Raw genomic sequence first — 14,155 nt, forward strand, 5'->3', positions numbered from 1 at the left:
CTCAATTTTAAACATTTCCTCTATACAAGCACTTTTTATCCCGCTTTAATGGGCAGTAAGACCCCCGCCTCAAAATTCAGCGAAAGCAAAGAAGTTAGGTGGGAGATCAACTGCCCATAAAAGTCCGATTGGTGAGGGCTGATAATCAGTGGGGGATGAAGAACCCCCCCACTGATTAAAGTTTCATTTTATCTTTTCTTATAAAGAATTTATTATATGTGGAAAAGAAGCAACATAATTTGGCACGTCCATTCAACGAACTCCATTTCGGTCGTTATTATAATTTAGATTCATATGCAGATTGATTGGTGATGTCCTCAAATACTTGACTTCCAATAATATAGTATCCATGAAGTGCAGCCTCTTTCGAAGCGTCTACCATACGGAAAGAAGAAATTTCACCTTGCATTTTTTCAATTCGTTTTTTGTGGAGATCTACTATTCCTCCTGTCCAAATAATAGTATCGTACTGTTCTAACTTAAATTGTTCTTGTAATACACGCATGACGTCTTGGAAGTGTGCATCCAACTCTTTTTGAATCAAAGTATGAACCTGTTTTGTCTGAGGATTTTCTTCTCGACATTCATATCTTTTTTCTAATATTTTTGGCATGTCGTTAATATGCAAGTGATTACTTTCACCCCCATGATTCTGCATGATATTCTTAACATTTTTCAAAGGCTTGCTACATCCTAGTTCTGTCTCATAATGATTTAAAATGACATTCTGTTTCATATCTGTCATTTCTAATGTACGAAATCCACCATCAATAATTAAGATACGATCTCGTTCCTGAATGATTCCCTCTTTTAAGAAATAGGCATGTAAAGCGACTGGTTGCTGAAGAATCAAAGCATTTTCCACCGTAATATTAATAAATTTCCCATCAATTTGCACGGAAGTTTCTTTTTTTAGTGCACGTTGTAATTGCTCATGCTGACTACCAAAACAAGTAACGGGAAGCCCGGTAACAACTAAAGGTAACACGACATTTTCTTTATAATCCTTTGCAATGCAACCAAATATTTGTTGTTTAAACCGTTCGCTTTCATAATAATTTTCTATTTCTTCGTCAAATGGAGGAAGAAATGATGCGTCAGATTGATGTGCTTCATTTCCCATGTAGTATGCAAAGTCTAAGTCTATAAAACTTACCTTTGTTAAATCTTCACTTTCAGCATGATTAGGTACAGGGGCTAGTGTGGAAGCTTCACTCTTAATCGTCACCTCAGAATCTACATCCTGTCGATATGCCCGCTTGGTAAAACCAATTCCAACATCAATCGCATACAGAGATCTCATACTTTTTTCCTCACTTTCTCTTTTTAGAATTAAATCTAAGCACTCTCTTCTTTCCCTTCTTTCATATATTTCTTTTCATTTTTCGTTTTTTCTCCATCTATGTCCTTACTATTTTCATTTATTTCGTAATCCTTTTCATCTTTTTTCTTTTTGTTATTTTCGTTTTCTGTTAAATCTTTAATTGTAGAAATGACAACCGGTGTGGCTGTAAGCAGTTGTGGTAATGTTTGTTTTGCAACATTAGCTGCAGTTACAGAGAATTGTTTACTTGTCTCAGTTACCTTCTCTAATGTTTCCTTTATGTTTCCTTCTTGTAGTTTGTCTTTTACGCTTTTTCCTGTTGTTTGTATAGCTTTCCGGTTTTCTTTTTTTAATAGGGAGACCATGACTCCGGTCGTAATCCCAATCACAGCATATTTAAATATCGTATGTTTCATTTTCCTCATCCTTCTCTACTTTTATTTTTTTCAATGCTACAACCTAAAATAATTACCTTACCTATTTATCAGATGTTGCAATCTATTAGAGAGAATGATAGTTTTGCGGCTGCCTATCACTCGCCGTTGGTGTTTCAGCTGTTACTAGGAGTAAAATTCTCCCTTGATCTAGTTTTTCTTCATATAAGTTAACTTCCTCCTTCGACAACCCTATTTCCTCCATTTGATTTCGGAGTTCGTCCCCTTTTTGGGAGAAAAAGTTAATAATACTTGTGCCCAATCCTTGTTCTTTTACTCCAATCGTATTTGTGTTTGTATCATCCGCAATCTTTTTTGTTAGATGTTTTTCATGTGTTAAGACGTAAATATCATCTTGGCGAATCCCTTACAATTCTAGCTCTTTTACTTTCATAACTACTTCCTGTTCATTTTCATATTCATGAACCACCGGTTTTCGTTCATTCTTATGCATGGTATTTTTCCTCCTTTAGATTTTTATTTTTTTATTTAGTTGTTATGTAATATGTAATACACCTATTTTAAAGATGTTAAACCTAAATTTTCGAAAAATTTCATACAATAAGTTATTAATGTTTTTGAATATCAAAGTGATGTCACGAGAACTTTGCTTTGATAAAAGTGTTACAAATAACGATTTATTTGGAAGGCAAGCCCTTTATTTTATAGAAAATTTCTATATAGAAAAAGTTACAAAAGGAGTACAAGATACTTTTTTCGGTAATTAAATCAAAAGAAAAATAAAAAACCAAATAACCTACCATCAAAAAATAAAGAAAACAGGTTATTTGGTTATTCATTCCGTAAGCTTAATGCTCAAGTTAGTCTTTTTTCACACGGTCAAACTTTATTAAGAAAATATTAAGGAATTTCCCTCTATATTCATAAGAATTTTTTCCTATACTTAAAAATAAGTAAATTAACAAAAGGAGAAACAATCATGAAGAAATTTTTACTTTGCATATTAGGAATAGGCCTCCTTATATACTTACTACCGTTCATATTACGCGGGGATTTGGACCGATTTAATCCACTTGCTGAAGAAAAACATGTATATGCCGTTGCGAAAGGGTATGGTGTTCCCGATTATCATACGAACGGTAGAGCTATGTACTCGTTAAAAGGCATTGATGAATCTGGCAATGAAGAAGAGTATACAGTAGGAACGAATACTCCTAATGATTTTATAAGAAAAACTTACTTGAAAATTCATGTGAAAGGTAGGTATGTTTACTCGTACGAGGCTATTTCTGACAAGGATATTCCGGAGAAAATAAGAGGGAAATTGGAGATAGAAGTTAAATAAAAGAGCCCACTCGTATGAGTTGGCTCTTTATTACCTCTCCCGTCTATCATTGTTTTAACAACCATTCTTCCATTACTTTCACTGTTTCATCTTGTTGTGCTTTTGACGTAATTAAGCTAGCATTATCACCTTTTTGCTCGCCATACATGCCGAAATTAGCATGATTCCCCCCTTTTATCATGTGCATAGTTGTATTCTTTGACATTAACTTTTTATTGTTCTCTATTTTTTCTACAGTTGCTAAAGCATCTACTTCTCCATAAATAGATAACATTGGAATCGATTTGGTAGAGAAATCATCTGCGGGATAAGAACCTAAGAAAATGATTCCGTCTACCTTTTCTTCATGCTGAAAAGCATATTTAGAAATCATAGCTCCGCCCATTGAATGCCCTGCAACATACCATTTCTGAACTTCAGGATACTGTTCCATTACACTGTCTACTGCATTGATTCCAAGTATCGCTAAATTTAATGGTAACTTAGGCATTACTACAAAATGCCCATCTTTTGCAAGAGCTTCTCCTAAATAACTATAAGCTTCAGCTTCTACTTTAGCTCCTTGATAAAAAATAACTCCTATTTTAGCATCTTTCTCTCCAAAAACTATATTCTCTTCATCTTTTCTATTATCTACTAGAGACAAAGCCTCTTTCGTTGGTTTATAAGTAAACTGAGACCAAGTCAAAAAAGTAATACTTCCGATAATTAAAATACTTAATACAGAGTACAGAACAATTTTTATCCATTTCTTCACATATATGACCTCCCTAAGATGTGTATATTCTATACTTTAGATTATCATTAATAAAGTGAAATTTTAATCAGCCCTCACCAATCGGGCTTTTACGGGCAGCCCGACCCCCACCTAACTTCTTTGCTTTCGCTGAATTTTGAGGTGGAGGTCTTACTGCCCGTTAATGCGAGATAAACATAAAAACTCGAGCATTTTTATTATGCTCAAGTTTTTATTTACGTCTTTAATTTATACTATAAATTGTCCAAGATAAATATGTAGCAAATGCAGCCCATAAAAAATATGGAATTAGCAACCATGTCGATACTTTAGATAAATTGGAAGAAACCGCTATGAGAAGTAATGTAGTAATAGTGACTAGTAAACAATCTATTGTTGCTAAAAACAAATTTTTTTGACTGAATTGAAAGTAGCTGAACGCTTGATTGCACATATAATTTAAAAGGAATACAAACCAAAATGTTTTTGGCTTACATCCATATTTGTTGTAAATAATTGCAACGGATAATGCAATAAGTCCATATAATACAGCCCAAATCATTCCGATTGTCATGCCAGAAGGCGTCCAAGACGGCTTTCCTATTGATCGTACCACATACGATCAATAGGAAATAAAATACTAGAAACATAAAACAAACCATATGTTAGTAAAAATACTATAATACTAGATTTTTTCATAAACATTCTCCTTTTTACTAGAAGATTATAGAAACTTTATATGATTAGTATGTCCTTGTAATGGATAAAATTCTAATATTTAAATTTTGAATACATATTGTTTAATCTATTTTATACGAACTCTTTCATACTTTTATATGCACAAAGTGCTCTCTCCCGCGCTGCCTTATGATCAACAACTGGCAAAGGATATGTATGACCAAGCTGTATATTGGCCTTTTGTAAAATATGCTCAGGTGCTTCCCACGGCTTATGTATATATTTATTCGGTATATCTCTTAATTCTGGCACCCATCTTCTTATATACTCCCCATTTTTATCAAACTTTTCTCCTTGTGTAATCGGGTTAAAAATACGAAAGTATGGTGATGCATCCGCTCCACTTCCAGCAACCCATTGCCACCCCATTGTATTATTTGCAATATCAGCATCTAATAGTGTATCCATAAACCATTTTGCTCCTTCTTGCCATGGGATTAATAAATGCTTTACAAGAAAAGAAGCTACAGCCATTCTTGCTCGATTATGCATAAAACCTGTTTGCCACAGTTCCCGCATTCCCGCATCAATAAACGGATAACCAGTTTCACCTTTCTGCCATACTGTTAATAACTCCTCTTCATTATTCCACGGAAAATGTTCAAAGCTCTTATTAAGAGGTTTATATACTGTAAATGGATAATGATATAGTAAATAATAAGAAAACTCTCGCCAAATTAATTGACGTATAAAGCTATTCACTTGTTTTTCAAAAAGACTACATTGTCTTTCGGTACTTTTATTTATTAAGTAATGATACATCAACCTCACTGATATTTGACCAAATGAAAGATACGGTGCCAACATCGAATGGACATTTTGATTTGGAAAATCTCTTCCTTCACTATAAGAGGCTAATTTGCTAGAGAAAAATTTCTTACATGTTTTATATGCCCCTTCTTCTGTCGGATCCCATATTGCTTCCATATGAGATGTCCACGGTATAGTCGGCAACAAGTTTAATTCTGAAACAGATAAGCTTGCTGGTAAAGAGTTTCCTCCCTTTATACTCTGCACTTTACTAATAGGTTTAGGTATTATCTGCTTTTGAAATGCATTGTAAAAAGGCGTAAACACCTTATATTCAGTGTTATCTTTCTTTTTAATAATCCACGGTTCTAATAATAAATGCGAATTAAATTCCTTACAAATAATACCTTTACCTTCTAACATCATTTTCATTTTTTGATTAGATTGTAATCTGTCCGGATCATAGCAAATATTCCAATATACAGCCGTTATACCTAACTGTTCTATGAGAGAAAATATTTCTTCCTGTGTATTTCCTTTGCGAATTATTAAAGTAGAGCCTAATGTCTCAAGTTGCTTTTTTACATCTATTATTGCATGGTGTAACCACCACTTTGACGCACTTCCCATTGAAAAAGTTTCGTCATGTACATATACCGGAACAACCTCACCAGACTGAGCAGCTTCAAATAAAGCTGGGTTATCATATAAGCGAAAATCTTTTTGAAACATAACAATAATTTTGTTTTGCATAACTATCCCTTCTAATTCTTAAAACATATTAAATTTTATTATATAACAGTAATTTCTACCTAAGAATTTATTTGTCCCTAATAGATTAAATGTATTCAACTACTTTATTAGCAGAAACTTTTGCAACCGTTTCTTTTCCACCTGTTCTATCAATCATGAAACCATGAACTTTAATATCAGAAGGTACTAACGGATGCTGACGAATCATATCTATACTCTTCTTAATATTTTCACTAACATTTTCTTGTCCACTTAGCCATGCATTCAGGCTACCACTTGAAAATTCAGGCATGCAATTTTTAAAGAGATAGTCTAATTTTATATTATCTTTTATGAAATCATGTTGAGTTTGTAGATTAACTGAAGAAGTTTCTTTATCCTCTATTCCGACAACAAAAATTTCTTCAACGTTTTCTTGATAAATAGCAATAATAACAGATCTCATTATATCTCCATAAGGATGTACAATTACAGAATCGTAGCTGTGTATAGTCAACATGTTTTCTTGTTGACTGTTAGTTACTTGTTGGATAATAGGCTCTATTCCGTGTTCAATGTCTGTTAACAATAAAACTTTTTTATTCTTTGAATTCATATGGAGCACTCCTTCTTCATTATTGTACTTATGAAACTTTTAAGCTAGTAACAATAGTTGATTCTGCATTACATGATTGTTACCAGTTTGTCCATTGTCCTTCTGGATCAACACTTGCAAGTCTAACCCATCCATTTTGAACTTTTTCTCGAAATGTGAAATCATTATTTAGCAAACGTTCTATATATTTAATAGGCGCTTGAATTACAATTAGTAAACGAAGTGGTGAATGATACGTCTCACTATCTGACTGCATAACGGATTGCCAAGGTAAGCCTGGTAACAAATCACTTGCATTTCCCTGCATAACACCGAGACCTGCCGTTACGGTTTGTGTTGTTTTGTTTCCACTACCATAATAATGTGGAACTACAGTTGAAGCGTAATATTGTAGATTTATCCACTGAGCTACTGTTCCTGGTCCTGCAATAATGTTAGCTAATATATCGCCACTTTCATCCTGTTTCCAATCATAATTATGGAGGAAAGCCCTACCTTCTAAGTCACAATCCTGAGTTAATTCTCGTTGCCCAATAATAAAAGATGCATTACGGGCTAATCCCCATTCTGGACGTATTTCACTCCAATCTTCTGCAAATCGATGTGCCTCTTTACTCGCATTTTTTATTTTCGTTTTAAAATTTGGTAATTGCGTTAAACGCTCTCTATTTGCATGTTGGCTCACATTTGGCATAATCGACTCGATACAATCAAATGCTTCTTGTGCAGTTTCCGAAAGTTCTGGGACGTAAATCCATTCCAATTCGTCCACTGTTGTTTTATGTTCAGCTGCTGCAAAAATGGTATCCTCAGGAATTTCAATACCTTCAGCAAACAACGCCTCTCGCACTTCTGGCAGATTGCATAAAGTAGCAAAAACTCTTGCATTGAATCCTCCTGCTGCTCCGCCACAAGCACCACACTCAAGTGCTGCAGCATAAGGGTTGTTCGTACTTTGACTACTGTGTCCGCACATTACAACTAAAGGAGCAAATTTTTCTGTCAGTCCCACCATTTTTAAAGCTTGACGCACATAGTTCACTTTTTCTTCTTTCGTAAAACCGATAGGTATCTCACCTTTTGTGTCATGAACATGATTAAGCGAGAATGTTGTATCAGGTTTTTGTAACATAGTTTTACGAAGGTTACGAATGAAACCACCAACTCCTCTTGGGACAAAGCTTCTTGTCACCATCTGTAGACCAAGTAAAGGACCACTTAACTCAGGTAGCGCCATACTTGTTAGTACGTTCTGTTTCATCGTTTTAAATGTATAACGCACCGAACTGCCTACCCTCTTACGTTGCTCATAAGATTTCAGTTCATTTTCATCTGTAAGCTCTTTTATTTGATGTTTCGGTTTGAGTATAACTGGCAAAGAAGGATGGTTGTTATTACTACCTAGTTCACTAGTTGCAATTGGTAATCCAAAGAAACCAGCTATTCCAAATGTTTCAAACGGACCTAATTTTTCAAGGTGGCGACGAAACGGTTCTGAACGTACATCAATACAGAATGCTAATTGAGCTAATACACGCTTTTTATCATTAGTTGCACGTTGTTTAGAAGCAATCTTCTCTCTTAATTGCTCTGCATGCGTCTGTTCCCAAGCTTCGAGCCAAAGTTTCCTGCGAATATTTTCATCAAAACGATAAGCGAATACTAATAATTCACTTTGTTCAGCAGCAGACATTTGTAACCATTCCTCTATTGAAATATTCCCCCAATAGATCCAAGAAGCTATAAGTGGGACGATCGAAACTTTTTTCTCAATCTTTTGATTTTTTAAAGGTAAATAAGGTTTTGCAATAGCCAGCTCCATAGAAATTCGAACTGCTAAATATTCTATTAAGAGCCCCTGTTCCTGAATTGATTGTTGTGAGCGCCAGCGTATCATTCCTGCCCATCCAGGTAAAGAAAGTAAGTGCCCTTCAAGGTAAGCTTGCATGTTAGATTCAGAAATTCCTAGTTCAAATAATGCTCTCGCTAAAGCTACTTGGGCATCCTGTGGCCAATCTTTTAAAACTTTACGCTCATTTTTACTGAGCGCTGGATCAAATTTAATAAGGTGTTGCCATGCCCGATAAAAACCTTTCTCTCGATTTGGCATCGTCCAACTTAACCCGGATTCATCAAGATATAATTTACACCATTTAATGATATGATAATTAAGAATATCAGATAGGTTTTCACTATTTTGATTCTCTATAAGCAAACTTATTGGCTGCATAACAGAGGCTTTCATACTTCCTGTATTTATATAACTCATTTCTTCTGCCAGTTTATTTAATTCTGGCGATGATAATAGACTAGAAGGTAATTTTTCTAACTTTAAAGCTGCTTGGCAAAATTGCTCTGCTGTCTCTCGTGGCATATGAAAAGATTGTGAATCAAGCCAACGAGACAAGCCAATTTGTAAAAATGATTCCTCAATCTCACCTTTCGCCTTTGCCGAATGAATCATGAAGGCACTAGGATAAATATCCACATTACGAGCTTCTTTTAACCAATTTGCGACTTGTTCAAATGATTGCTTTTCAAGTCCCATCCAAGGGTGATGAGCTGCAAATGTAGAGATAGGCCAAAGTGGCGCAATAACACGGCTAGCAGATGCAACTAAATCATTTATAGTATTTTCTTGCATATCAATATTTGTATCTTTCTTTAATATTGACGGTATGCTCATCACGAATTACCTCCCTTTGATACATAATGTTTAAGATAGCTTGGGTGACTTTCTACTGACTTTCTTCTCGCCTCACCTACTCGAACTAACCAAAGATAAAGTACAGCGAATAAAGTAGAAGATTGATGACGAGTAACGAAAGTACTAATAGCACTACTAAATAGTAAAATACATATAACAAAGATAACGGCTGGAGCTGAAGGTTGAACACTTTGATAAATATCAGTATGCAACCATTTATAAAGAGAATTATGAACAGTAATGTAAATGAGAGAGAATCCAATCAAAACAATTAAGCCAGCAATTCGTCCCATTCTTCCCTCTCCAAAAACAACAAGCTGTTTCCATGAAAAGTATAGTGACCACCCTAATATTAACGCACTAACTAGTTGATACCCCTCTCCAGAAGTCATAAACCAGAAAGTAATTGCTATAAATAATCCTAAAACACGCCCGACTATCATCCATAAATTGGACATCTTTTCATTAGACTGCTTCACTACCCCAAAACGTTCTACTGAAGAACCAGCTTGTAAAAACAGTGTAGCTTTAAACAAACCATGTAAAATTAAATGAATAACAGCCGCTAAATAGGCGCCTAATGCACATTGAATAAGCATAAATCCCATTTGCGCAATAGTTGAACCTACTAACTGACGTTTATAATCAACTTGGACTAAACTAATTCCTGTACCTATTAAGACAGAAATACTAGAGAAAATTAGTAAAATGATTTGTGCAATATCATCATGAAAAAGAGGTGAAAATCTAGTTAACATGATACCGCCAGCATTTACTAAACCCGCATGCATAATAGCAGAAACAGGAGTTGGAGCAACAGCAGACTCAATTAACCACCTTTGAAAAGGCCATTGTGCTGCTGGAATCATCACAGCCAATATAATTAATAAATTGATTGCTGTTCTTTCCAATGTTCCATGTTGCACTACATTTTCATTCGCTAAAACTGATGTTAACTGCCACTGTCCAGTTATTTGAAACAGCCAGATGATAGCTGATAGTAAGGCAATCCAACTTATTGTAAATAAATAGCCAGAGATTTTTGTTGCTTCACTAACTACTTTCCACCCTTTATTTAGCCCTATGAGTAGAACCAATCCTATAAGCGTTGCGCCCCAACAAATAATCATGAAGCGAAGATCATCACTTAACCATGCAACAGAAGATACACCTGTAGTAAATGTAAAAAGTGCAAAGTATTTTCGATATGAGCGATCCCCCATTAAGTAACGTACAGAAAAGCGCTGAATGATTAAACCAATTGTAAGAACAAAGAAAGCCATTAACCAAGCTAAAATATCTAGATGCCAAGGCCCCACAGCTCTATCTCCATTGTTATTAACAAGTGCGAGTAAAGAAACCAATGAAGGCAAAGCAGCGATACCCATATGGATATGAACAAAACGTAAAGGTATCCTTGCATTTAAAAACAATAATCCACTTAGCCAAGAAGCACTAAGTGCCATAAAAAATAAAGTTAACAGTGTTGATGAACTCAGCGAAATTAACATATTAAATACTCCCTTCCAAACGAAAATAACCTATAAAAATTCCTTTTAATTACGATAGTTTTTTTAATTTCAATTTTTATTCACTCTTTTTAGTACATCGTTTTTTCCATAAAAAAAACCGACAACTTCCATAATTCAATGATTTTATATCATCATTGAATTATGGAGATTGTCGGTTTCACTTCAACTAACTTCAATAAAGTTTTTTGAAGAGCTCCCATTTTATAGAGGATAGTAATGTATGTATTACTCCTATTAAAAATAACAGTATATCTCTGATCTCCTAGATTATGCAATCAATATATCAATTTATGTTATGCGCTATCTTTCAATTAAGAAACTTTTTCATTTAGTCAATATTACATATTAAAAAAATGCTAAAGCCTTAATTATAGCAAACAGTTAAAATAAGCATCTATTAATTTTTTAAAACAATTATAAGATAAACTATATTAAGCAGTTTGTCAATTTATTTATCAGTTTTTTTGAATGTTATTCGAATCAAAATTCATTATATCTAAATAATTTCAAATTTTCTTTTCTCTAATTATTACCATATCAATAAAGTTAAATAAAGTGCATAACTTGTATTTTTCTTAATTATCTCACTGCATTTTCAGTTTATCTTCCACTAACCTTATGGTGGTTTTAATTTTTAAAATTTTCCCTCAAGATTATGAAACAATTTAAAAATCATTACTCGTTCACCTGTACGGGAGCTTATATCTGTATGAAAACTCCTCACTTGTTCTCCAGTTAATTCCAGTATAATCTCTTTAAGATCTTCAATTCCAGATTCAACTAGCTCCGAACGATTTTTCTTTATAGTTAGCATACCTTCTTTTGTTTCGCAAACAGTATATTCAGCCGGCGTTAAAATACCTTGTAAATTTACGATAATCATATCCCGTAATATATCTGTCTTAACGGATATAGACCCGCGTCCTAGGTAGTCCTTTTCCCAGTGAGTAATTGCTTTGCTTATCTCTGATTCAATAGAGCCTCTTGAGTTTTTCATCTATGTATCCTCCTTCAATAAAATGTAATTACATTTATAATTACAATAACAATATAATAATCTGGATTGATTTTATTTTCAATTATTGAGAAGAATTTATAGGAATTGTAGTCAGGAATTCTTTAATATTATAGTGTAATTTTAATATAGTATTTTTCAATTATTCTCATCAAGTTACTCCTACTAAAAAGGCTCTGTTGCACAGATTTCTAAAAAACATTCCGGAGAAAATAAGAAATCTCTTGTAACGTAATACATAAACGAAAGGGCCGATTTCTTTATAAAATAGTAAATCGACTTTTGTCTTAGGTATTGATTTAGTAATAAAAACACTTTTAAAAGAAATAAGCTTATACTATAGATGTTTATTTTTCTGAAAGTTTAAACGAAAATGCCCCTCATCATTGTATACCCTAAATTCATACCCTTTCTCTTTATAAAATTTAATGATTTCAGGAAGAACTTGTAATGATAGCCTTACTATTGAAATTCTATTATAATTTTGTAATTGGAATGAATTTGAATTACATAAAGAACCAGAAGAAATAATATAATTTGGAGGTATCACGATGAACCTTTTAATTAGAGAGTTAGAAACAAATGATTTAGATAATTTTCCGGAGATTGATGACAGTTTTATAGTGAATGCTCGGTTAATGCTTTCTCTTTCAAAAGTAAATAGACGCATAGAATATACAGTAGAAGACGTTCCGATTTATGAAAAAAGTTATTTACAAAATGATAATGAAGAACTGGCGTACAATGAATATATAAATAAGCCCCATCAAATAATTTACATAGCACTGTTACATAACCAAATCATTGGATTCATAGTATTGAAAAAGAATTGGAATAACTATGCTTACATAGAAGATATAACGGTGGATAAAAAATATCGTATACTCGGGGTTGGTAAAAGATTAGTTGCTCAAGCAAAGAAGTGGACAAAAGAAGGCAATATGCCAGGTATCATGCTTGAAACGCAAAATAATAATGTCGCAGCATGTAAGTTCTATGAAAAATGCGGATTTGTAATTGGTGGATTTGATTTTCTTGTTTATACAGGTTTGGATAAGACAAGTGATGAAGTTGCAATTTATTGGTATTTGCATTTCGAATGAAACTGTTTTTAACATGAAACAAATTCAAAATAAAAACCCCAATCTCTCTATATAAAAATTGAGAAATTGGGGTTAAGTTACTTAACAAGATTTTTTATCTAAAACAGATAACTAATTAATAATCCTGCTGATAATAAGAAGCCGAAAATCGTATTTGTCATCGCTGTTGATTTCATTGCGATGCGCATATACCCGGGATCCTTTGCCCCTTTTTGGAAACTTTGAATTGCAGAGATTGGCTTTCTCAAACCTAAGAACATCACTAATGCCCAAGGGCTTATATAACCCATCAATACAATTATAGCGATCCATAAATAAGCAATGAAAAAGGCTACCGCTAGTGTTACTATTGCTTTTTCTCTCCCAAGGAGGATTACTAATGTCTTTCTTCCACCTTTAATATCTTCTTCGATATCTCGGATGTTATTCGACATGTTGATTGCACCGACTAAAATTCCAATTGGAATGGAAATCAATATACTTTCAACTGTTACAGTATTCGTTTGAATAAAGAAAGCAATGAGTACAAAGCATGTCCCCATTAATAACCCAGAAACTAATTCTCCAAACGGGGTGTACGCAATAGGTAATGGACCACCTGTATATAAATAGCCAACCGCCATCCCAATTAAACCAATGACCACTAACCACCAGCTACTATTCATACAAATATAAATACCAATAAAAGCTGCTACTACGTACAATAAAAGCGCAACTGTTAAAACATTTTTCGGCTTCAATCCATGACGGACAATCCCGCCACCAATTCCAACAGAATCAGCTGTATCTAATCCACGTTTGAAATCATAGTACTCATTAAATAAGTTCGTTGCGATTTGCAATGCTAAACATGCAACCATCATCGCAATAAATAAAAGCCAATCAATTTCGGCAACATAAAGTGATGCCACCGTCCCTAAAATTACAGGAGAAAACGTCGCCGTTAATGTATGCGGGCGCGTCATCTTCCATATTAATTTAGCGGAACTAATTTCTTTTTCTGTCCCCATAACTCTGTTCAATCTCCCAACATTTTAAGTATAAATTACTAGCAGTATCTTTCTATCTATTTCCTGCTTCACATCCATTCATTATATCAATTAATGATTATCCTTTCTAACAAATCTACTATTAATAAAGTAAAAAGTTATAAAATGAAACT

The 14,155-nt window shown here is 33.8% G+C and carries 12 protein-coding genes and 3 pseudogenes; 3 read left to right on the forward strand and 12 right to left on the reverse strand.

The window, feature by feature from the left end; genetic code table 11:
• Positions 1 to 277: 277 nt before the first annotated feature.
• The 3 genes and pseudogenes from JDS98_RS03405 to JDS98_RS03415 form a co-directional block, all read right to left on the reverse strand.
• On the reverse strand, positions 278 to 1,303 hold the full coding sequence (locus JDS98_RS03405; RefSeq protein WP_199633547.1) for a ParM/StbA family protein: 1,026 nt from the start codon (positions 1,301 to 1,303) through the stop codon (positions 278 to 280).
• A 35-nt stretch (positions 1,304 to 1,338) separates the two neighbouring features.
• Positions 1,339 to 1,740, reverse strand: a complete 402-nt coding sequence (locus JDS98_RS03410) for a hypothetical protein (protein ID WP_000683233.1) — start codon at positions 1,738 to 1,740, stop codon at positions 1,339 to 1,341.
• 85 nt (positions 1,741 to 1,825) lie between these two features.
• A pseudogene (locus tag JDS98_RS03415) lies at positions 1,826 to 2,212 on the reverse strand (YflT domain-containing protein).
• Between the two features lie 118 nt (positions 2,213 to 2,330).
• On the opposite strand from JDS98_RS03415, the gene JDS98_RS30080 reads away from it, so the two are divergent.
• Together JDS98_RS30080 and JDS98_RS03420 are read left to right on the forward strand one after the other, a co-directional pair.
• Complete coding sequence (locus JDS98_RS30080) at positions 2,331 to 2,486, forward strand: hypothetical protein (protein WP_002093610.1); 156 nt, start codon at positions 2,331 to 2,333, stop codon at positions 2,484 to 2,486.
• 212 nt (positions 2,487 to 2,698) lie between these two features.
• Complete coding sequence (locus JDS98_RS03420; protein ID WP_098710901.1) at positions 2,699 to 3,064, forward strand: YxeA family protein; 366 nt, start codon at positions 2,699 to 2,701, stop codon at positions 3,062 to 3,064.
• 46 nt (positions 3,065 to 3,110) lie between these two features.
• Here JDS98_RS03420 and JDS98_RS03425 read toward each other — a convergent pair whose 3' ends face one another.
• The 8 genes and pseudogenes from JDS98_RS03425 to JDS98_RS30845 all read right to left on the reverse strand — a co-directional run.
• Positions 3,111 to 3,821 carry an alpha/beta hydrolase gene (locus JDS98_RS03425; protein ID WP_098710900.1) on the reverse strand — a complete coding sequence of 237 codons (711 nt, stop codon included), beginning with the start codon at positions 3,819 to 3,821 and terminating at the stop codon, positions 3,111 to 3,113.
• A gap of 223 nt (positions 3,822 to 4,044) precedes the next feature.
• Positions 4,045 to 4,499, reverse strand: a pseudogene (locus tag JDS98_RS03430) (TspO/MBR family protein).
• 111 nt (positions 4,500 to 4,610) lie between these two features.
• Positions 4,611 to 6,041, reverse strand: a complete 1,431-nt coding sequence (locus tag JDS98_RS03435; protein WP_199633548.1) for a cryptochrome/photolyase family protein — start codon at positions 6,039 to 6,041, stop codon at positions 4,611 to 4,613.
• Between the two features lie 85 nt (positions 6,042 to 6,126).
• Positions 6,127 to 6,636, reverse strand: a complete 510-nt coding sequence (locus JDS98_RS03440; RefSeq protein WP_097959823.1) for a carbonic anhydrase — start codon at positions 6,634 to 6,636, stop codon at positions 6,127 to 6,129.
• Positions 6,637 to 6,715: 79 nt separating this feature from the next.
• Entirely contained in the window at positions 6,716 to 9,322 is a 2,607-nt protein-coding gene (locus JDS98_RS03445; protein ID WP_199633549.1) for a DUF2309 domain-containing protein, read from the reverse strand.
• A complete protein-coding gene (locus JDS98_RS03450; RefSeq protein ID WP_199633550.1) occupies positions 9,322 to 10,854 on the reverse strand; it encodes an NADH dehydrogenase subunit 5 in 1,533 nt (510 codons plus the stop codon). The genes JDS98_RS03445 and JDS98_RS03450 overlap by 1 nt, the downstream gene beginning before the upstream one ends.
• Before the next feature lie 655 nt (positions 10,855 to 11,509).
• On the reverse strand, positions 11,510 to 11,872 hold the full coding sequence (locus tag JDS98_RS03455; RefSeq protein ID WP_199633551.1) for a Na-translocating system protein MpsC family protein: 363 nt from the start codon (positions 11,870 to 11,872) through the stop codon (positions 11,510 to 11,512).
• 355 nt (positions 11,873 to 12,227) lie between these two features.
• A pseudogene (locus tag JDS98_RS30845) lies at positions 12,228 to 12,344 on the reverse strand (polysaccharide deacetylase family protein); the annotation flags it as partial.
• A gap of 97 nt (positions 12,345 to 12,441) precedes the next feature.
• On the opposite strand from JDS98_RS30845, the gene satA reads away from it, so the two are divergent.
• Positions 12,442 to 12,993 (forward strand): streptothricin N-acetyltransferase SatA, encoded by a 552-nt coding sequence (gene satA / locus JDS98_RS03465; protein ID WP_199633552.1) that lies wholly within the window; start codon positions 12,442 to 12,444, stop codon positions 12,991 to 12,993.
• A gap of 98 nt (positions 12,994 to 13,091) precedes the next feature.
• Here satA and menA read toward each other — a convergent pair whose 3' ends face one another.
• Positions 13,092 to 14,003, reverse strand: coding sequence for a 1,4-dihydroxy-2-naphthoate polyprenyltransferase (gene menA / locus JDS98_RS03470; protein ID WP_097859506.1), 912 nt, complete (start codon positions 14,001 to 14,003; stop codon positions 13,092 to 13,094).
• Positions 14,004 to 14,155 lie beyond the last annotated feature (152 nt).

It is taken from the genome of Bacillus cereus group sp. N11 (genome assembly GCF_016483605.1).
In the GTDB taxonomy this organism is placed as follows: domain Bacteria; phylum Bacillota; class Bacilli; order Bacillales; family Bacillaceae_G; genus Bacillus_A; species Bacillus_A toyonensis.

What these genes read in the sequence shown, in the direction of transcription:
- JDS98_RS03410 (WP_000683233.1), bottom strand. Translation starts at nt 1,740, where the DNA reads ATGAAACATACGATATTTAAATATGCTGTGATTGGGATTACGACCGGA.
- satA (WP_199633552.1), top strand. Translation starts at nt 12,442, where the DNA reads ATGAACCTTTTAATTAGAGAGTTAGAAACAAATGATTTAGATAATTTT.
- JDS98_RS03420 (WP_098710901.1), top strand. Translation starts at nt 2,699, where the DNA reads ATGAAGAAATTTTTACTTTGCATATTAGGAATAGGCCTCCTTATATAC.
- JDS98_RS03440 (WP_097959823.1), bottom strand. Translation starts at nt 6,636, where the DNA reads ATGAATTCAAAGAATAAAAAAGTTTTATTGTTAACAGACATTGAACAC.
- JDS98_RS03435 (WP_199633548.1), bottom strand. Translation starts at nt 6,041, where the DNA reads ATGCAAAACAAAATTATTGTTATGTTTCAAAAAGATTTTCGCTTATAT.
- JDS98_RS03450 (WP_199633550.1), bottom strand. Translation starts at nt 10,854, where the DNA reads ATGTTAATTTCGCTGAGTTCATCAACACTGTTAACTTTATTTTTTATG.
- JDS98_RS03405 (WP_199633547.1), bottom strand. Translation starts at nt 1,303, where the DNA reads ATGAGATCTCTGTATGCGATTGATGTTGGAATTGGTTTTACCAAGCGG.
- menA (WP_097859506.1), bottom strand. Translation starts at nt 14,003, where the DNA reads ATGGGGACAGAAAAAGAAATTAGTTCCGCTAAATTAATATGGAAGATG.
- JDS98_RS03445 (WP_199633549.1), bottom strand. Translation starts at nt 9,322, where the DNA reads ATGAGCATACCGTCAATATTAAAGAAAGATACAAATATTGATATGCAA.
- JDS98_RS03455 (WP_199633551.1), bottom strand. Translation starts at nt 11,872, where the DNA reads ATGAAAAACTCAAGAGGCTCTATTGAATCAGAGATAAGCAAAGCAATT.
- JDS98_RS30080 (WP_002093610.1), top strand. Translation starts at nt 2,331, where the DNA reads ATGTTTTTGAATATCAAAGTGATGTCACGAGAACTTTGCTTTGATAAA.